At 58.0% G+C, this 17,488-nt stretch carries 17 protein-coding genes and 1 pseudogene; 9 read left to right on the top strand and 9 right to left on the bottom strand.

Annotation, left to right across the window (positions count from 1 at the left end; translation table 11 throughout):
- Positions 1-128: 128 nt before the first annotated feature.
- Together ascF and OGV50_RS22890 are read left to right on the top strand one after the other, a co-directional pair.
- Positions 129-1,583: a PTS cellobiose/arbutin/salicin transporter subunit IIBC gene (gene ascF / locus OGV50_RS22885; protein ID WP_071257935.1), complete on the top strand. Its 1,455-nt coding sequence runs from the start codon at positions 129-131 to the stop codon at positions 1,581-1,583.
- 22 nt (positions 1,584-1,605) lie between these two features.
- Positions 1,606-3,030 carry a 6-phospho-beta-glucosidase gene (locus tag OGV50_RS22890; protein ID WP_060815974.1) on the top strand — a complete coding sequence of 475 codons (1,425 nt, stop codon included), beginning with the start codon at positions 1,606-1,608 and terminating at the stop codon, positions 3,028-3,030.
- 82 nt (positions 3,031-3,112) lie between these two features.
- Here OGV50_RS22890 and hycI read toward each other — a convergent pair whose 3' ends face one another.
- The 9 genes from hycI to hycA form a co-directional block, all read right to left on the bottom strand.
- The gene (hycI, locus tag OGV50_RS22895; protein WP_200092751.1) at positions 3,113-3,568 is read right to left on the bottom strand and encodes a hydrogenase maturation peptidase HycI; all 456 of its coding nucleotides are present in this window, start codon (positions 3,566-3,568) and stop codon (positions 3,113-3,115) included.
- Positions 3,561-3,971, bottom strand: coding sequence for a formate hydrogenlyase maturation HycH family protein (locus OGV50_RS22900; RefSeq protein ID WP_200092750.1), 411 nt, complete (start codon positions 3,969-3,971; stop codon positions 3,561-3,563). The genes hycI and OGV50_RS22900 overlap by 8 nt, the downstream gene beginning before the upstream one ends.
- Positions 3,968-4,735: a formate hydrogenlyase subunit HycG gene (gene hycG / locus OGV50_RS22905; protein ID WP_200028773.1), complete on the bottom strand. Its 768-nt coding sequence runs from the start codon at positions 4,733-4,735 to the stop codon at positions 3,968-3,970. The genes OGV50_RS22900 and hycG overlap by 4 nt, the downstream gene beginning before the upstream one ends.
- On the bottom strand, positions 4,735-5,277 hold the full coding sequence (locus OGV50_RS22910; RefSeq protein WP_114848662.1) for a formate hydrogenlyase complex iron-sulfur subunit: 543 nt from the start codon (positions 5,275-5,277) through the stop codon (positions 4,735-4,737). The genes hycG and OGV50_RS22910 overlap by 1 nt, the downstream gene beginning before the upstream one ends.
- Positions 5,278-5,286: 9 nt before the next feature.
- A complete protein-coding gene (gene hycE / locus OGV50_RS22915; protein ID WP_012134832.1) occupies positions 5,287-6,996 on the bottom strand; it encodes a formate hydrogenlyase subunit HycE in 1,710 nt (569 codons plus the stop codon).
- Positions 6,997-7,013: 17 nt separating this feature from the next.
- The gene (locus OGV50_RS22920; protein ID WP_012134833.1) at positions 7,014-7,937 is read right to left on the bottom strand and encodes a respiratory chain complex I subunit 1 family protein; all 924 of its coding nucleotides are present in this window, start codon (positions 7,935-7,937) and stop codon (positions 7,014-7,016) included.
- Between the two features lie 2 nt (positions 7,938-7,939).
- On the bottom strand, positions 7,940-9,766 hold the full coding sequence (gene hycC, locus OGV50_RS22925; RefSeq protein ID WP_200092749.1) for a formate hydrogenlyase subunit 3: 1,827 nt from the start codon (positions 9,764-9,766) through the stop codon (positions 7,940-7,942).
- Positions 9,763-10,374 carry a formate hydrogenlyase subunit HycB gene (gene hycB / locus OGV50_RS22930; RefSeq protein WP_047461668.1) on the bottom strand — a complete coding sequence of 204 codons (612 nt, stop codon included), beginning with the start codon at positions 10,372-10,374 and terminating at the stop codon, positions 9,763-9,765. Before hycB ends, hycC begins: the two co-directional genes overlap by 4 nt.
- 146 nt (positions 10,375-10,520) lie before the next feature.
- Positions 10,521-10,982: a formate hydrogenlyase regulator HycA gene (hycA, locus tag OGV50_RS22935; protein ID WP_012134837.1), complete on the bottom strand. Its 462-nt coding sequence runs from the start codon at positions 10,980-10,982 to the stop codon at positions 10,521-10,523.
- A gap of 208 nt (positions 10,983-11,190) precedes the next feature.
- On the opposite strand from hycA, the gene hypA reads away from it, so the two are divergent.
- From hypA to flhA, 7 genes and pseudogenes are all read left to right on the top strand, one after another.
- A complete protein-coding gene (gene hypA / locus OGV50_RS22940; RefSeq protein WP_024130894.1) occupies positions 11,191-11,562 on the top strand; it encodes a hydrogenase maturation nickel metallochaperone HypA in 372 nt (123 codons plus the stop codon).
- A 103-nt stretch (positions 11,563-11,665) separates the two neighbouring features.
- Positions 11,666-12,538: a hydrogenase nickel incorporation protein HypB gene (hypB, locus tag OGV50_RS22945; protein ID WP_012134839.1), complete on the top strand. Its 873-nt coding sequence runs from the start codon at positions 11,666-11,668 to the stop codon at positions 12,536-12,538.
- Positions 12,529-12,801, top strand: coding sequence for a hydrogenase 3 maturation protein HypC (gene hypC / locus OGV50_RS22950; RefSeq protein WP_047461662.1), 273 nt, complete (start codon positions 12,529-12,531; stop codon positions 12,799-12,801). The genes hypB and hypC overlap by 10 nt, the downstream gene beginning before the upstream one ends.
- Positions 12,801-13,922 carry a hydrogenase formation protein HypD gene (hypD, locus tag OGV50_RS22955; RefSeq protein ID WP_200092748.1) on the top strand — a complete coding sequence of 374 codons (1,122 nt, stop codon included), beginning with the start codon at positions 12,801-12,803 and terminating at the stop codon, positions 13,920-13,922. The genes hypC and hypD overlap by 1 nt, the downstream gene beginning before the upstream one ends.
- Positions 13,919-14,929 carry a hydrogenase expression/formation protein HypE gene (gene hypE, locus OGV50_RS22960; protein WP_047461655.1) on the top strand — a complete coding sequence of 337 codons (1,011 nt, stop codon included), beginning with the start codon at positions 13,919-13,921 and terminating at the stop codon, positions 14,927-14,929. Before hypD ends, hypE begins: the two co-directional genes overlap by 4 nt.
- Positions 14,930-14,991: 62 nt before the next feature.
- Positions 14,992-15,108: pseudogene (locus OGV50_RS23700) on the top strand (hypothetical protein); the annotation flags it as partial.
- Positions 15,109-15,404: 296 nt separating this feature from the next.
- Complete coding sequence (gene flhA / locus OGV50_RS22965) at positions 15,405-17,483, top strand: formate hydrogenlyase transcriptional activator FlhA (RefSeq protein ID WP_024130895.1); 2,079 nt, start codon at positions 15,405-15,407, stop codon at positions 17,481-17,483.
- Positions 17,484-17,488: the final 5 nt, after the last annotated feature.

The following is a 17,488-nucleotide window of genomic DNA, read 5'->3' on the forward strand; positions in this document are numbered from 1 at the left end:
TCACTCAGTGAAACTATTCATGATTTTGTGGAACCGGTTTCCTATTTTGCGTTTCATTGCCCACGTTTTTTTAGCGAAAAGGCGTAAGACGATAAAACTACCCTATTGATAAAACAGGATAAAATCCGATGTCTAAGAATTATGCGGCACTGGCGCGCTCCGTGGTGACGGCGCTGGGCGGTGTGGATAACATCACCGCCGTGACACACTGCATGACGCGTCTGCGTTTCGTTCTCAAAGATGACGCGCAGGTCGACAGCGCGACGTTGAAAACCCTCAGCGGCGTTCTCGGCGTGGTTCGCAGCGACAACCAGTGTCAGGTGATTATCGGCAACACCGTTTCACAGGCGTATCGCGAAGTCGTCAGTCTGCTGCCGACCGATATGCAGCCCGCAGCACCCGTCGGCAAACCTAAACTCACCTTTAAACGCATCGGCGCGGGAATACTTGACGCGCTGATCGGCACCATGTCCCCGCTGATCCCGGCGATTATCGGCGGATCGATGCTGAAACTGCTGGCCATGATCCTCGAAATGACGGGGCTGCTGGAAAAAGGCGCCTCCACGCTGACCATCCTGACGGTGATTGGCGACGGCGCGTTCTTCTTCCTGCCGCTGATGGTGGCGGCGTCAGCGGCAATCAAGTTCAAAACGAACATGTCGCTGGCGATTGCCATCGCAGGCGTGCTGGTTCACCCGAGTTTTATCGACCTGATGGCGAAAGCCGCCGAAGGTGAACACGTTGAATTTGCCCTGATCCCGGTGACGGCGGTGAAATACACCTACACGGTGATCCCGGCGCTGGTGATGACGTGGTGTCTTTCATACATCGAACGCTGGGTGGATCGCATTACCCCGGCCGTCACGAAAAACTTCCTGAAACCAATGCTGATCGTCCTGATCGCCGCCCCGCTCGCCATTGTTTTAATCGGCCCAATCGGGATCTGGATCGGTAGCGCCATCTCCGCGCTGGTTTACACCATTCACGGCTATCTGGGCTGGCTTTCCGTCGCCATCATGGGCGCGCTGTGGCCGCTGCTGGTCATGACCGGGATGCACCGCGTCTTTACCCCAACCATCATCCAGACCATTGCTGAAACCGGCAAAGAAGGCATGGTCATGCCGTCTGAAATTGGCGCTAACCTGTCGCTGGGCGGCTCCTCTCTGGCCGTCGCATGGAAAACCAAAAACCCGGAACTGCGCCAGACGGCGCTTGCCGCCGCCGCTTCCGCAATTATGGCGGGGATCTCCGAACCAGCGCTGTACGGCGTGGCGGTACGTCTGAAGCGTCCGCTGATTGCGAGCCTGATCAGCGGCTTTATCTGCGGCGCGGTGGCAGGTATGGCGGGGCTTGCCAGCCACTCGATGGCGGCACCGGGCCTGTTCACCAGCGTCCAGTTCTTCGACCCGGCGAACCCGATGACCATCGCCTGGGTGTTTGGCGTGATGGCGCTGGCCGTGGTGCTCTCTTTTGTTCTGACGCTGATCCTCGGCTTTGAAGATATCCCCGTGGAAGACGCAGCCGCGCAGGCAAGAAAAAACCAGGCCGCGCAACCGACTACTGCAAAAGAAGCCAGCATCTGACTGGCGCATATTGAGGATGACTATGTCTGTATTTCCGCAAGGATTTTTATGGGGCGGCGCACTGGCCGCCAACCAGTCTGAAGGGGCATACCGGGAAGGTGGCAAAGGGCTGAGCACCGTCGATATGATCCCGCATGGCGAGCACCGTATGCCGGTCAAACTGGGGCTGGAGAAACGCTTTCAACTGCGGGATGACGAATTTTATCCAGGCCATGACGCGATTGATTTTTACCATCGCTATAAAGACGATATCGCCCTGATGGCGGAGATGGGCTTTACGGTATTTCGCACCTCGATCGCCTGGAGCCGTCTCTACCCTGACGGCGATGAGCTGACGCCGAACGAAGAAGGCATCGCGTTTTATCGCGCGGTGTTTGAAGAGTGTAAAAAGTACGGTATTGAGCCGCTAGTCACGCTGTGCCACTTCGATGTGCCGATGCACCTGGTGACGGAGTACGGCTCCTGGCGCAATCGCAAAATGGTGGAATTCTTTACCCGCTACGCGCGAACCTGCTTTGAAGCCTTTGACGGTCTGGTGAAATACTGGCTGACGTTCAACGAAATCAACATCATGCTGCACAGCCCATTCTCCGGCGCGGGCCTGGTGTTTGAGGAAGGTGAAAATCAGGATCAGGTGAAGTATCAGGCCGCGCATCACGAGCTGATTGCCAGCGCGCTGGCGACCCAAATCGCCCATGAGGTCAACCCGCAAAACCAGGTCGGCTGTATGCTGGCGGGCGGCAATTTTTATCCTTACTCCTGTAAACCGCAGGACGTCTGGACCGCGCTGGAGAAAGACCGCGAAAACCTGTTCTTTATCGATGTGCAGGCGCGCGGCGCTTATCCGGCCTATTCCGCCCGCGTCTTTCGCGAGAAAGGCGTGGTGATTGAAAAAGCCCCGGAAGACGACGCTATCCTGAAGAACACCGTCGATTTCGTCTCGTTTAGCTACTACGCGTCACGCTGCGCTTCAGCGGAGATGAACGCCAATAACACCAACGCCGCCAACGTGGTGAAATCGCTGCGCAATCCGCACCTTGACGTCAGCGAATGGGGCTGGGGGATTGACCCGCTTGGTCTGCGCATCACTATGAATATGATGTATGACCGCTACCAGAAGCCGCTGTTTCTGGTGGAAAACGGCCTCGGCGCGAAAGATGAGCCGGACGCGAAAGGTGAGATCCATGATGATTACCGCATCCGCTACCTGCGCGAGCATATTCGGGCGATGGCCGACGCCATTGAAGACGGCGTGCCGCTGATGGGTTACACCACCTGGGGCTGCATCGATCTGGTGTCCGCCTCGACAGGCGAAATGAGCAAACGCTACGGGTTTGTGTATGTCGACCGTGACGACGCTGGCAACGGCACGCTGGCGCGTACCCGCAAAAAATCATTCTGGTGGTACAAGAAAGTGATTGCGAGTAACGGGGAAGATCTGGCGTAGCCCGTTTTGCCGGGTGGCGGCTTCGCCTTACCCGGCCTACAAAACCGTAGGCCCGGTAAGCGTAGCGCCACCGGGCACCTGCTCAGAGCGGAGAAAATCCCCCGTCGCCAACCCACTCTGCAAGCCTTGAATAAACCACTTCCACCGCCTCTTTCACCAGCGGCGTCATCGGATAATAAAAGCCAACGATATCCGGCTGGATGCCGAGGAAAATCACGTCGCCAACGTCCTCTTTCAGCTGATCCACCAGATAATTCAACGGCATATTGTGGGTGGTCATCATAAACATTTCGGCGATGTCATCCGGGTCGATGATGCGGATCTCGCCCGGATTCAGCCCCATGTCGGTCGCATCGACAATCAGCAGACGATCCGGGCGCAGTTCGCGGATCGCGACAATATCGTTCTCCGGCGCGCTGCCGCCGTCAATAACAACCCAGTTGCCTTTAGGCTGCGCGGCGCACATTTCGGCCAGCAGCGGCCCGGCGCCGTCATCGCCCATCATACTGTTGCCGACGCACAATAAAACGTCAGTCACGGTGTCTCCTCACCATCAGATAGATGGCGCTTTCCTGATGAATATCGTGGAGCATACTCAGCATCAGCTTGCTCCACGCCTGCTGTTGCGGGTTTTGCGCAGAGAGCGCGCTGTCGAAAGCGCGCGCCAGCATTTGCACATGGTTAAAATCGATGACGATCTCGCCGTACTTCGGCACGCCTTCCATTTTACGTCTGGCCTCGCTTCCCTCTTCCAGAGTCGCAATCCACGCCAGATAATCCTCCCACGGGCAGGTTAACGCCGCTTCCAGGCAGTCGATGACCCCAAGGTGGTGGCCAATCGCCAGGCTGTAATAGACAACCTGCTGCGCCTCGGCGGGCGTCGCATCGTTCTCATCAATAAACTTACGGCTCAGTTGACTGAACACCACCATTTCACTCATCGGATACGCGCCTCTTCAACCACATGATTCAGGTGAGTGACGATCTCGGTCAGACGCGGATCGTTTTCCACTTCCAGCCAGCGCGCCACCTGATGTTCACCCTGTCCCAGTTGGGTCAGGTAATCATCGGCGATCTGACGGCCATAGCGATAACCCGCCAGACGACGCGCCGCGCGATCCACCTTCACGCGCAGCGGCTGCACCATGTCGGGATGCAGAATCTCTGCCGCCTGCTCGTCCAGTTCACCCGGCGCGCGGGCGTGAATTTTCTGCTCCAGCAAACCCAGCGCCATCGCGAAACCGTACAACGTTGCCGCAGGCGTCGGCGGGCAGCCCGGAATGTAGACATCCACCGGTACGATTTTGTCGGTGCCGCCCCAGACGCAGTACAGGTCGTGGAAGATACCGCCGCTGTTGCCGCAGGCGCCGTAAGAGATACAGATTTTTGGGTCCGGCGCGGACTGCCAGGCGCGCAGCGCCGGAGAACGCATCGCGCGCGTCACCGCCCCGGTGAACAGCAGAATATCCGCATGACGCGGTGACGGGACGACTTTGATGCCAAAACGTTCGGCGTCAAACAGCGGAGAAAGGGTGGCAAAAATTTCGATTTCGCAGCCGTTGCAGCCACCGCAGTCCACGCGGTAGACATACGCCGAACGCTTAATGTTTTTCAGCAAAGACGCCTTCATGCTGGCGATGGATTCATCCACCGTCATCGGCATCGGAATGCCGTTGGCGTCGCGTGGGCCTAATAAATTGCTCATCAGCTGGCCTCTTTCATATGGCGAGTCAGTTCAATACGGTCGGACGGCACCAGGCATTTCTGACGCTTGCAGTCCGGGCAGGTCTCAAAGCTTTCACGGTGATATTCCGCGCGGCTGTCGCCATTGTGTTTCAGCAGCGCGATGGCGTAATCAATCTCTTTCTGCACCGCGAAAGGACGGTTGCACACGCGGCAATTGCACAGCGTAAAGCGGGACTGTTGCAGAAAGTCCGCTTTCTTCCACACCGCCAGCTCATATTCCTGAGAGAGTTTAATCGCCGCTGTCGGGCACACTTCTTCACAGCGGGCGCAAAAGATGCAGCGCCCGAGGTTGAACTGCCAGGCCAGCTCACCGGTAACAAGGCAGGTTTCAACCGTCAGCGCATTCGACGGGCAGGCATTAACGCAGGCTGCGCAGCCAATACACTGCTGCGGATTATGCTCCGGTTTGCCACGGAAGTTTTTATCGACCGCAATCGGCTCCAGCGGATACGACGACGTCGGCGCGCCGGTTTTGATAACTTTTTTGATAAAGGTAAACATGGCGATTCCTTATTTCAGCGGCGAGTTTTTACGCTCAATGCTGTAGCGCTCAAGTTCTTTGTACGGCACGACTTTGCTCTTCTTCTTACGCACATCCACCACGGTCATGCGGTCGGTACAGGAGTAGCAAGGGTCGAGGCTACCGATGATCAGCGGCGCGTCGGAGACCGTGTTACCGCGCAGCATATAGCGCAGGGTCGGCCAGTTGGCGTAGGTCGCCGCACGGCAGCGCCAGCGGTACAGCTTCTGGTTGTCGCCGGTCATGCTCCAGTGGATGTCATCCCCGCGCGGCGCTTCGGCAAAGCCCAGCGCAAAACGGTGTGGGATATAGGTAAAGCCTTCCACCATCAGCGGGCCGCCCGGCAGGTTATCCAGGCCGAAATCGATCATGTTCAGCGCGGTGTACACTTCGTTGATGCGCACTTTCAGACGGGAGATGACGTCACAGCCCTGCTCGCTATGCACTTCCATCGGCAGCAGGCCGTAGCCGACAAACGGGTGATCGGCGCGGGTATCGCGGGCGTGACCGCTGGCGCGCACCATCGGCCCCACGTTACTGAAGTCGCGGGCGATTTCCGGGTCGAGGCGCCCAATGCCGACGGTGCGCTGCTCCATGTTCGGCGTGCTGAGCAGCATATCCACCAGTTCTTGCACCTCGCGGCGCATCTGCTGCGCCAGTTGACGGGTCTGGATCATGTCCTCTTTCAGCAGATCGCGACGAATCCCGCCGATCAGGTTCAGACCGTAAGTTTTACGCGCCCCGGTAAGGATCTCCGCCATTTTCATCGACGTTTCACGCACGCGGAAGAACTGCATAAAGCCGGAGTCAAAGCCGGTGAAGTGACAGGCCAGGCCGAGGTTCAGCAGGTGCGAGTGCAGACGCTCCACCTCCAGCAGAATGGCGCGAATCATCTGCGCGCGTTCCGGCACCACGATGCCCATCGCATTCTCGACGGAGGTGGTATAGGCGGTGCTGTGAGCAAAGCCGCAAATGCCGCACACGCGGTCCGACAGGAAGGTGACTTCGTTGTAACCCATGCGGGTTTCCGCCAGTTTCTCCATGCCGCGATGGACGTAGAACAGGCGGTAATCGGCGTCGATAATGTTTTCGCCGTCAACAAACAGGCGGAAGTGACCCGGTTCATCAGAGGTGACGTGCAGCGGGCCGATCGGCACCACGTTGTTTTTCTTGTCACCCAGCTCGTTGATAAATTCGTAGGTTTCAGCATCGGTGGTCGGCGCCGGGCGTTGACGGTAATCCATGCTGTCTTTACGCAGCGGATAGAGTTCATCCGGCCAGTCATCCGGCAGCACCAGGCGGCGTTCATCAGGCAGGCCGACCGGGATCAGGCCATACATGTCGCGGACTTCGCGTTCGCCCCACACCGCAGCCGGCACGCGCGGCGTCACGGACGGAAACTCCAGTTTGTTGGCATCGACTTCAACGCGCACGGTTATCCAGCACTTCGTCCCCTGCTCCATCGACAGCACGTAGTAAACGGCATAGTGGCCGCACAGCTGGCGTTCGTCGTTGCCAAACAGTACCGAGAGCCATCCGCCCTGTTTGTAGTAGAGAAACTCCACCACTTCCGGCAGGTAGTTCACCTTCACGGTGAGGGTCAGCTGATCTTTGGTCTGCCAGGCTTCGTCCAGCACCACGCCCGGAAAAGCCTGGTGCAGCGCCGCAAGGTATTGTTGACCTAATTTTTCTTCAGACATGCTCAAACTCTCTTAAATCACGCCACCAGCAAGGAGACGAATGCTAAAAACGCAAACCCAAAACCGGCCCAGGTCACGCGTGAAGTGGCGCAAAAACGCAGGCGCGCCATGCTGTTTTCGAACAGGGCAATCACCAGCACGCCAGCGATCAGCTTGACGATGGCAATCACCAGCGCCAGCAGCAGCCCACCCGCGCTGAAGGTCTCCATCTGTCCCCACGGCAGGAATACGCCGACAAACATTTGCAGCACCACCAGCTGTTTCAGGCTGATGCCCCACTTCAGCACCGCGAAGCCGCTGCCGCTGTATTCGGTCAGCGGGCCTTCCTGCAACTCCTGCTCCGCTTCCGCCAGATCGAACGGCAGTTTGCCCATCTCGATAAAGGTGGCGAATGCGCAGGCGCACAGCGCCAGCATCAGCGGAATGCTGCGCGCTGCCGGCCAGTGGTAAATCGTGTCGGTGATATTGCTGATGTGCGTGGAACCGGCCACCTGCGCCGCCACCCACAGGCCGAGCAGCAGGATTGGCTCCACCAGTACGCCGAGCATCGCTTCGCGGCTTGCGCCGATCGCGGTAAACGGACTCCCGGTATCCAGACCGGCAATAGAGAAGAAGAAGCGGGCGATCGCAAAAAGGTAGATCAGGGTGATCAGATCGCCCAACTGCGGCAACGGCGAACCAACCGTCACCACCGGCAGCGCGGTCGCGATAGTCAGCATGACGCCGACCATCACAAACGGCGTCAGGCGAAAGACCCAGCCGGAATCGGCAGGCGCAACGCTCTGGCGCCCCAACAGTTTGATCAGGTCGCGATACTCCTGCAAAACGCCCGGCCCGCGACGGTTGTGCAACCGGGCACGCGCCACGCGGGTAATACCGGACAGCAGCGGCGCTGCGGCAAATAACACCAGCGCCTGAATTAACGGATATAACACACTCATTCTCAGGCTCCTCGTGAAACCACAATCACCACCAGCACCGCCAGCTCAATCAGCGCCAGGCGGCGGAACAGAACCGGTGCCGCCGCATTCTGCCAGCCCGGAACCAGCGATACCGGGTTAAGCCATTTACGCAACTTAAGTACCGGGGCAAAGGCCTCTTTTACCGGCATGGCGAAACCGTGGGCGGTAATCACCATCGACTGCTCGTGGTCGTAGCCACAGACCCAGGCCGCGCCGCGTGAACGTGACGGCAGACGGTTGCCTTTGAAAATCGCCATGATGATGAACGGCAGCAGCGGACAGGCGATCAGCAGCAGCGTAATCATCGGCTGAGAAACGGTGGTGTTCGCCGTCTCCAGCGGCAGCGGCACGGCAGCGGAGATCAGCGGCAGCAGCCACGGCGCGGCAACGCCGCCCAGCACGCAGCAAATGGCCAGCGCGACGACGCTCACCCCCATCAGGATTGGCGTGCAGCAGGCGTTTTCCGCCTCTTTGGTACGCGGCGCGCCGAGGAACGTAACGCCATAGACTTTCGCCATACACATCACCGCCAGCGCACCGGTAATCGCCAGCCCGACGGCCAGCAACGGCCCTAACAGACGGCCAATGAACGCGCCGCTGTTGCCCAGCTTGAAGAAGGACTGATAGATAACCCACTCACCGGCAAACCCGTTCAGCGGCGGCAGCGCGGCCATCGCCATCAGGCCAATCAGCATCGCGACAGAAATCACCGGCATACGCTTGCCGATGCCGCCCAGTTTTTCGATGTCACGGTGCCCGGTACGGAACCAAATGCTGCCCGCGCCCAAAAACAGCACGCTTTTGAACAGGCTATGGTTGACCAGATGATAGAGACCACCGGTCAGGCCGAGCGCAATCAGCGCCGGTTGATTAAGGGCAATACCGGTGACGCCCGCGCCCAGACCGAGCAGGATAATGCCGATGTTTTCCAGGGTGTGGTACGCCAGCAGACGCTGAATGTTATGTTCCATCAGCGCATACAGACCGCCGACAAACGCGGTGATCATGCCGAGCACCAGCAGCAGAACGCCCCACCACAGCGGCGCATTGCCGCCAATCAGCGATAAAGAGAGAATGCCCAGCAGACCCATTTTCATCACCACGGTAGAGAACAGGGCCGCCGCCGGTGCACTGGCGTTGGCGTGCGCCTGCGGCACCCAACCGTGCAGCGGGATAATCCCGGCCAGCAGACCAAAACCGACTACGCCGAGCAGCCAGATGTCAGAACCGAGCGGCAGCGCCTGGGCGCGCAGATCGAGCAGACGCAGCTCCAGCGTGCCGTAACGCTGCCACACCAGCCAGCAGGCGACAGCCAGCAGCAGCGTACCGATACGCCCCAGCGCAAACCACAGTTTGCCCTCTTTGCTGCAACCGGTAAGAAACACCGCGCACAGCGCCATGATTTCCGCCATCACCACCAGCGTACCAAGATTGCTGGCGACGACCGCGCAAACTGCCGCCGCCATCAGCAGGTTTACCAGCAGCCCGTTGGCTAACACCAGCGGGTGACGATGCCAGTCGATGTTGTACAGGCTGACGAACAGCCCGCACAGCCCCAGCGTAATCAGCCAGATGGCGTTCAGCGGGGTGATTTGTAAACCATGACCGATCAACGGCATCACGCCGCTGACCGCTGTCGCATTCACCAGGACGGAAAAACCCGCCGCCGCGGTATACAGACTGCCGACCGCGCCGCCGACACCGGCGACCCAGCCGCTCAGCGCTTTATGAAAGGAAAACAGAAATGCCAGTACGGCCGCCGCCACGAACCAGGCCACACCGCTATTGATCAGTGAAATTGCGTTCATTTTGCCTCCCCACTTTGCGCCTGCTGAAACAAGGTGAGATCGCCAAAATCGGTGTTGAAGGTCAGCTCACGTTTGCGTTTGCTGGCGCGGGCGATATCCATGTTATTCACCAGGTGTAACGCGTTGGTCGGACACATCCGCACGCAGGCCGGGCCTTGTTCGTCAAAGCTGCACAGATCGCATTTGACCGCGATGGCGCGCACGCCCGGCACCCAGTCCAGCAGCGTGCTGACGCGTGCCGGCGCGGGAGGCGCCGGCGGGGCTTTCGGTGAATTGGCATTCGCCGGAATATGCAGCGGACGGCTGCCGGAAAATTCAATCGCGCCGAACGGGCAGGCAATGCCACACAGCTTGCAGCTTACGCACAGGCTTTCATTCAACTGTACGGCGCCGTCTACCCGATTGATGGCGTTCACCGGGCACACCACGGCACAGGGCGCATCTTCACAGTGGTGACACAGCTGCGGCGCGGATTCTTTTTCATTGAGCATCACTTTCAGCCGCGGCATTGATTGCAGGCCGTGCTGGCGATGCGTCTCTGAACAGGCTGCTTCACAAGTGTGGCAGCCAATACAGAGCGTGGAGTCAGCAATTACAAAACGATTCACCAGGCATTCCTCAGGTGATAGTCATTTTTGACGAAAACATGTCTGAAAAATGTCATTTTCGACACTTATCGACATTCCCATCCCCTCAAACATTCATATGCAGCGTGAAGCGCACGCCGCGAGTAACAACGGGCAGCGCCTCGTGCTTATGCCGCCGGGCTATTTCCCTTTACCAGTTGACGTAAATTCACCGGGCGATTGTTTTCCACGGCGGTGTACAGGCTGTCGTAAACGCTGGCGATTTTTTCGAGATAGTGCTCCAGCACCTGCTCGCGATCGCGGTTACTGACCTTCTCATCAACGAGGCCGTCAATGGTCAATTGCGCTTGTGCAATCAACTGCTTATCTTCACCGTCTTTGGTTTCGACGTAATACTCGATGGTGTGGCTGTTAAAACCGTCCGCCAGGGTGACGTAAATCGTGAAGTGCTCGAAAAGCACAAAACACAGATCTTTGTCCGGCGCACAGCTCATGGCGTGATGCAGACGCGCTTTTGATAAGGTGATCCCCTGAACCAGTGAGTTACAGTAGATTCGCCACTGGTCCAGCAGGCGATGATGCCGCTGCGCGATGTAATCAGCCTTTTCGCTTATTTCCCAAATAGTCATGTCAGGTTACCCGGTTAGCAGAGATAGCCAGCCTTAAGCATTTTCCATGCCAGTTTTTAAACCTTTATTTTTCATAATGATACAAAAAAGCCATCACGTTCGACGCTGTGACGACATGTCATTTCGTCATCGTCGTCATTGTCACAAGCAAGGGAAAAATAACTGGCATATTTATTGCTTATTCAGGGCAATGAATTCGGGAGGCGATATGCACGAAATAACTCTCTGCCAACGGGCACTGGAATTAATTGAACAACAGGCCGCAGCGCACGGTGCAAAACGGGTAACTGGGGTCTGGCTCAAAATTGGCGCATTTTCTTGCGTAGAAACCAGCGCTCTCGCCTTTTGTTTTGATCTGGTATGCCGTGGCACCCTGGCGGAAGGTTGTAAACTCCACCTCGAAGAACAAGAAGCCGAATGCTGGTGCGAGTCTTGTCAGCAGTACGTCACGTTACTGACGCAGCGCGTGCGCCGTTGTCCGCAATGCCAGAGCGACACATTACGCATTGTGGCCGATGACGGGTTGCAGATTCGCCGAATTGAAATAGACAGTAATCCAACGCCGGATAGCGACGCCTGAGCGTCTTATCCGGCCGACAGGAATGGCCTGAGTTGTAGGCTGCATAAAGCAAAGCCGCCATCCGGCAATAGATTTACCGCAAGATAGAGATCAGGAGTGAGCGATGTGTACGACATGCGGTTGCGGTGAAGGCAACCTTTATATAGAGGGAGATGAGCATAATCCCCATTCGGCGTTTCGTAGCGCGCCTTTTGCCCCGGCGGCTCGCCCGGCACTGAACATCACCGGCGTGAAGACATCCGCCTTTACCCCGAGCCAGACCGCAGAAGGCGATCTGCACTACGGTCACGGTGAAGCGGGAACCCATGCGCCGGGTATGAGCCAGCGCCGGATGCTGGAAGTCGAAATTGACGTGCTGGACAAAAACAACCGTCTGGCCGAGCGCAACCGCGCCCGCTTCGCCGCCCGCCAGCATCTGGTGCTCAACCTTGTCTCCAGCCCCGGTTCCGGTAAAACCACCCTGCTGACCGAAACGCTGATGAAGTTAAAAGACAGTGTGCCGTGCGCGGTGATTGAAGGCGACCAGCAGACGGTCAACGACGCCGCCCGCATCCGCGCGACCGGTACGCCTGCTATTCAGGTCAACACCGGCAAAGGCTGCCATCTTGATGCGCAAATGATTGCCGATGCCGCTCCGCGTCTGCCGCTGGCCGACAACGGTATTCTGTTTATCGAAAACGTCGGCAACCTTGTCTGCCCGGCCAGCTTTGACCTCGGCGAGCGCCATAAAGTGGCGGTGCTTTCCGTTACGGAAGGCGAAGACAAGCCGCTGAAATACCCGCATATGTTCGCCGCCGCTTCGCTCATGCTCCTGAACAAAGTCGATCTGCTGCCGTACCTCAATTTTGACGTTGAGAAGTGCATCGCCAGCGCCCGGGAAGTCAATCCTGACATTGAGATCATCCTCATCTCCGCCACCAGCGGCGAAGGGATGGATCGGTGGCTGAACTGGCTGGAGGCACAGCGATGTGCATAGGCGTTCCGGGGCAAATTCGCTCCATTGACGGCAATCAGGCGAAAGTCGATGTCTGCGGCATCCAGCGCGATGTCGACCTGACGCTGGTTGGCAGTTGCGATGAGAGCGGTGAGCCGCGTCTGGGCCAGTGGGTGCTGGTTCACGTTGGTTTTGCCATGAGTGTGATTAACGAAGCGGAAGCGCGCGACACCCTCGACGCGCTGCAAAACATGTTTGATGTCGAACCGGACGTCGGCGCTTTGTTGTATGGCGAGGAAAAATAATGCGTTTTGTTGACGAATATCGCGCACCGGAACAGGTGATGCAGTTGATTGATCACCTGCGTGAACGTGCCGCGCATCTCCCTTATACCGCCGAACGTCCGCTGCGCATCATGGAAGTATGCGGCGGTCATACGCACGCCATCTTCAAGTTCGGCCTCGACCAGCTGCTGCCCGACAACGTGGAGTTTATCCACGGCCCCGGTTGCCCGGTGTGCGTGCTGCCGATGGGCAGAATTGACAGCTGCGTGGAGATCGCCAGCCATCCTGAGGTGATTTTCTGCACCTTTGGCGATGCCATACGCGTACCGGGGAAACAGGGTTCGCTATTGCAGGCCAAATCCCGTGGCGCAGATATCCGCATTGTTTATTCGCCAATGGATGCCCTGAAACTGGCGCAGGAAAACCCAACGCGCAAAGTCGTTTTCTTCGGTCTGGGATTTGAAACCACCATGCCGACCACCGCCATCACGCTGCAACAGGCGAAGCTTCGCAACGTGCAGAACTTTTACTTTTTCTGCCAGCACATCACGCTTATTCCAACGCTGCGCAGCCTGCTGGAGCAGCCGGATAACGGAATTGACGCGTTTCTCGCGCCGGGTCACGTCAGCATGGTGATCGGCACCGACGCCTATAGCTTCATCGCGACGGATTTCCATCGTCCTCTGGTGGTGGCGGGATTCGAACCGCTTGATCTACTGCAAGGCGTCGTCATGCTGGTTGAGCAGAAAATAGCCTCCCATAGCCAGGTTGAGAACCAGTACCGTCGCGTGGTGCCGGATGCCGGTAATCTGCTGGCGCAACAGGCTATCGCCGAGGTGTTTTGCGTCAACGGCGACAGCGAATGGCGCGGGCTGGGCGTGATTGAATCATCCGGTGTCCACCTGACGCCAGACTACCAGCGGTTTGACGCCGAAGCGCACTTCCGCCCGGCGCCGCAACAGGTGTGCGACGATCCGCGTGCACGCTGCGGAGAAGTGCTCACCGGCAAGTGCAAACCGCACCAGTGCCCGTTGTTTGGCACGACCTGTAACCCGCAGACGGCGTTCGGCGCGTTAATGGTCTCCTCCGAGGGGGCATGCGCCGCCTGGTATCAATATCGTCAGCAGGAGTGTGAAGCATGAACAGCGTACAACTTGCCCACGGCAGCGGCGGTCTGGCCATGCAGCAGCTGATTAACAGCCTGTTTATGGAAGCTTTTGCCAACCCGTGGCTGGCTGAGCAGGAAGATCAGGCGCGTCTTGAACTGGCGCAACTGGCGGCGGAAGGCGATCGCCTGGCCTTCTCCACCGACAGCTATGTTATTGACCCGCTGTTTTTCCCCGGCGGCAATATCGGCAAACTGGCGATTTGCGGCACGGCCAACGACGTGGCGGTCAGCGGCGCAATCCCGCGTTATCTCTCCTGCGGCTTTATCCTCGAAGAAGGTCTGCCGATGGAGACGCTGAAAAGCGTGGTGAACAGCATGGCGGCAACCGCGCGCGAAGCCGGTATCGCCATTGTGACCGGTGATACCAAAGTCGTTCAGCGCGGCGCGGCGGATAAGCTGTTCATCAACACCGCCGGGATGGGGGCGATTCCCGCCAATATTCACTGGGGGGCGCAGACATTAAGCGTGGGAGATGTGCTGCTGGTCAGCGGCACGCTCGGCGATCATGGCGCAACGATCCTCAATTTGCGTGAACAACTGGGGCTGGATGGCGAGCTGGTCAGCGACTGCGCGGTATTAACCCCACTTATTCAGACGCTGCGCGATATTCCAGGCGTGAAAGCCTTACGCGATGCGACGCGCGGCGGCGTGAATGCTGTCGCCCATGAGTTTGCCGCCGCCTGCGGCTTCGGTATTGAGTTGTCTGAATCCGCGCTGCCGGTCAAACCGGCGGTGCGCGGCGTCTGCGAACTGCTGGGGCTGGATGCGCTTAACTTTGCCAATGAAGGCAAACTGGTGATCGCCGTTGAGCGCCAGGCCGCAGACGCGGTGCTTGACGCGCTGCGCGCGCACCCGCTGGGCCGCGATGCGGCGCCGATCGGCGAGGTAGTTGAACGCAGAGGCGTTCGCCTGGCCGGTCTGTATGGCGTGAAACGTACCCTTGATTTACCCCACGCCGAACCGTTGCCGCGTATATGCTAGCGCCTGATGGCGCTACGCTTATCAGGCCTGCGGTTCAATGCAGTTTGTAGGTCGGATAAGGCGTTTACGCCGCCATCCGGCAAAGGCGCCTGATGGCGATGCGCTTATCAGGCCTGCGGTTCAACGCAGTTTGTCGGCCGGATAAGGCGTTTACGCCGCCATCCGGCAAAGGCGCCTGATGGCGCTGCGCTTATCAGGCCTACGGTTCAATGCAGTTTGTAGGCCGGATAAGGCGTTTACGCCGCCATCCGGCAAATGCGCCTGATGGCGCTACGTTTATCAGGCCTACGGTCCGACGCAGTTTGTAGGTCGGATAAGGCGTTTACGCCGCCATCCGGCAAAGGCGCCTGATGGCGCTATGCTTATCAGGCCTGCGGATGGACAGGCCTGCGGTGATACCCAAAATATATTACCTATATCTATAATTTATTTACCGTTTTCGCACCGCATCGCGGTGCTTTTCTGGAAAAGCAACATGTCGTATACACCGATGAGCGATCTCGGACAACAAGGTTTGTTCGACATCACTCGTACATTATTGCAGCAGCCCGACCTGGCGTCGCTCAGTGAAGCGCTTTCGCAACTGGTCAAGCGCTCAGCGCTGGCCGACAGCGCGGCTATTGTGTTATGGCAGCCACAGACACAACGCGCGCGTTATTATGCAACTCGCGAAAATGGTAAACCTGTCGCGTATGAAGACGAAACCGTGCTGGCACACGGCCCGGTTCGGCGCATTCTCTCGCGCCCCGATGCGCTGCACTGCAATCATCATGAATTCAGCGAAACCTGGCCGCAACTGGCGACAAACGGGCTGTACGGTGAATTTGGCCACTACTGTTTGCTGCCGCTGGCCGCTGAAGGGCGCATTTTTGGCGGCTGCGAATTCATCCGCCAAAACGACCAGCCGTGGAGCGAGAAAGAGTACGAACGCCTGCAAACCTTCACCCAGATTGTCGCAGTGGTCGCTGAGCAAATTCAGTGTCGGGTCAGCAATAACGTTGACTACGATCTCCTGTGCCGTGAGCGCGACAACTTCCGCATTCTGGTGGCGATCACCAATGCCGTGCTTTCACGGCTGGACATCGACGAACTGGTGAGCGAAGTCGCGAAAGAGATCCACCACTACTTTAATATCGATGCCATTAGCATCGTCCTGCACAGCTCCCGCAAAAACAAGCTGAGTATCTATTCCACACATTATCTGGATGAACATAATCCCGCGCATGAACAAAGCGAAGTGGACGAGGCGGGAACGCTCTCTGAACGGGTTTTCAAAAGCAAAGAGATGCTGCTGATTAACCTGAACGAGCGGGATACGCTTGCGCCGTACGAACGTATGCTGTTCGACACCTGGGGCAACCAGATACAGACCCTGTGTCTGCTGCCGCTGATGTCCGGCAATACAATGCTCGGTGTGCTGAAGCTGGCGCAATGCGAAGAGAAAGTGTTTACCACCGCCAACCTCAAACTGCTGCGCCAGATTGCCGAACGCGTGGCGATTGCCGTGGACAACGCCCTCGCCTATCAGGAGATTCACCGGCTGAAAGAGCGTCTGGTCGACGAGAACCTGGCGCTTACCGAGCAGCTCAATAACGTGGATAGCGAATTTGGCGAGATAATCGGTCGCAGCGAAGCCATGTACAACGTGCTCAAGCAGGTGGAGATGGTGGCGCAAAGCGACAGCACCGTCCTGATCCTCGGTGAAACAGGAACCGGTAAAGAGCTGATTGCCAGGGCGATTCATAATCTGAGCGGGCGTAACGCACGGCGAATGGTGAAGATGAATTGCGCGGCGATGCCCGCCGGGCTGCTGGAAAGCGATCTGTTTGGTCACGAGCGCGGCGCCTTTACCGGCGCCAGCGCGCAGCGTATTGGTCGTTTTGAGCTGGCGGATAAAAGCTCGCTGTTTCTTGATGAAGTGGGCGACATGCCGCTGGAGCTACAGCCGAAACTGCTGCGCGTACTTCAGGAGCAGGAATTTGAACGTCTGGGCAGCAATAAACTGATCCAGACGGACGTCAGGCTGATCGCCGCCACCAATCGCGATCTGAAAAAAATGGTGGCCGATCGTGAGTTCCGCAACGATCTCTATTACCGTCTGAACGTCTTTCCGATCCAGCTCCCGCCGCTGCGCGAGCGCCCGGAGGACATTCCGCTGCTGGTCAAAGCCTTCACCTTTAAAATCGCCCGCCGGATGGGGCGCAACATCAACAGTATTCCTGCCGAAACGCTGCGCACGCTGAGCAATATGGAGTGGCCGGGGAACGTCCGCGAGCTGGAAAACGTCGTCGAGCGCGCCGTTCTGCTGACGCGGGGCAACGTGCTGCAACTCTCGCTGCCGGACATGGGAATGCTCACGCCGGGCGCGCCGCCGGTCGCCACCGAAGTCGCCCAGGAGGGCGAGGATGAATTTCAGCTCATTATGCGCGTGTTGAAAGAGACAAATGGCGTGGTGGCGGGGCCAAAAGGCGCCGCGCAGCGTCTGGGGCTGAAGCGCACCACCCTGCTCTCTCGCATGAAACGATTAGGCATTGATAAAGATGCATTGGTATAGCATCT

Origin of the sequence: Citrobacter sp. CK180 (assembly GCF_030333655.1) — a bacterium.
GTDB lineage: Bacteria > Pseudomonadota > Gammaproteobacteria > Enterobacterales > Enterobacteriaceae > Citrobacter_B > Citrobacter_B koseri.

What these genes read in the sequence shown, in the direction of transcription:
- ascF (WP_071257935.1), top strand. Translation starts at nt 129, where the DNA reads ATGTCTAAGAATTATGCGGCACTGGCGCGCTCCGTGGTGACGGCGCTG.
- OGV50_RS22890 (WP_060815974.1), top strand. Translation starts at nt 1,606, where the DNA reads ATGTCTGTATTTCCGCAAGGATTTTTATGGGGCGGCGCACTGGCCGCC.
- OGV50_RS22900 (WP_200092750.1), bottom strand. Translation starts at nt 3,971, where the DNA reads ATGAGTGAAATGGTGGTGTTCAGTCAACTGAGCCGTAAGTTTATTGAT.
- hycG (WP_200028773.1), bottom strand. Translation starts at nt 4,735, where the DNA reads ATGAGCAATTTATTAGGCCCACGCGACGCCAACGGCATTCCGATGCCG.
- OGV50_RS22910 (WP_114848662.1), bottom strand. Translation starts at nt 5,277, where the DNA reads ATGTTTACCTTTATCAAAAAAGTTATCAAAACCGGCGCGCCGACGTCG.
- hycE (WP_012134832.1), bottom strand. Translation starts at nt 6,996, where the DNA reads ATGTCTGAAGAAAAATTAGGTCAACAATACCTTGCGGCGCTGCACCAG.
- OGV50_RS22920 (WP_012134833.1), bottom strand. Translation starts at nt 7,937, where the DNA reads ATGAGTGTGTTATATCCGTTAATTCAGGCGCTGGTGTTATTTGCCGCA.
- hycC (WP_200092749.1), bottom strand. Translation starts at nt 9,766, where the DNA reads ATGAACGCAATTTCACTGATCAATAGCGGTGTGGCCTGGTTCGTGGCG.
- hycA (WP_012134837.1), bottom strand. Translation starts at nt 10,982, where the DNA reads ATGACTATTTGGGAAATAAGCGAAAAGGCTGATTACATCGCGCAGCGG.
- hypA (WP_024130894.1), top strand. Translation starts at nt 11,191, where the DNA reads ATGCACGAAATAACTCTCTGCCAACGGGCACTGGAATTAATTGAACAA.
- hypB (WP_012134839.1), top strand. Translation starts at nt 11,666, where the DNA reads ATGTGTACGACATGCGGTTGCGGTGAAGGCAACCTTTATATAGAGGGA.
- hypC (WP_047461662.1), top strand. Translation starts at nt 12,529, where the DNA reads ATGTGCATAGGCGTTCCGGGGCAAATTCGCTCCATTGACGGCAATCAG.
- hypD (WP_200092748.1), top strand. Translation starts at nt 12,801, where the DNA reads ATGCGTTTTGTTGACGAATATCGCGCACCGGAACAGGTGATGCAGTTG.
- hypE (WP_047461655.1), top strand. Translation starts at nt 13,919, where the DNA reads ATGAACAGCGTACAACTTGCCCACGGCAGCGGCGGTCTGGCCATGCAG.
- flhA (WP_024130895.1), top strand. Translation starts at nt 15,405, where the DNA reads ATGTCGTATACACCGATGAGCGATCTCGGACAACAAGGTTTGTTCGAC.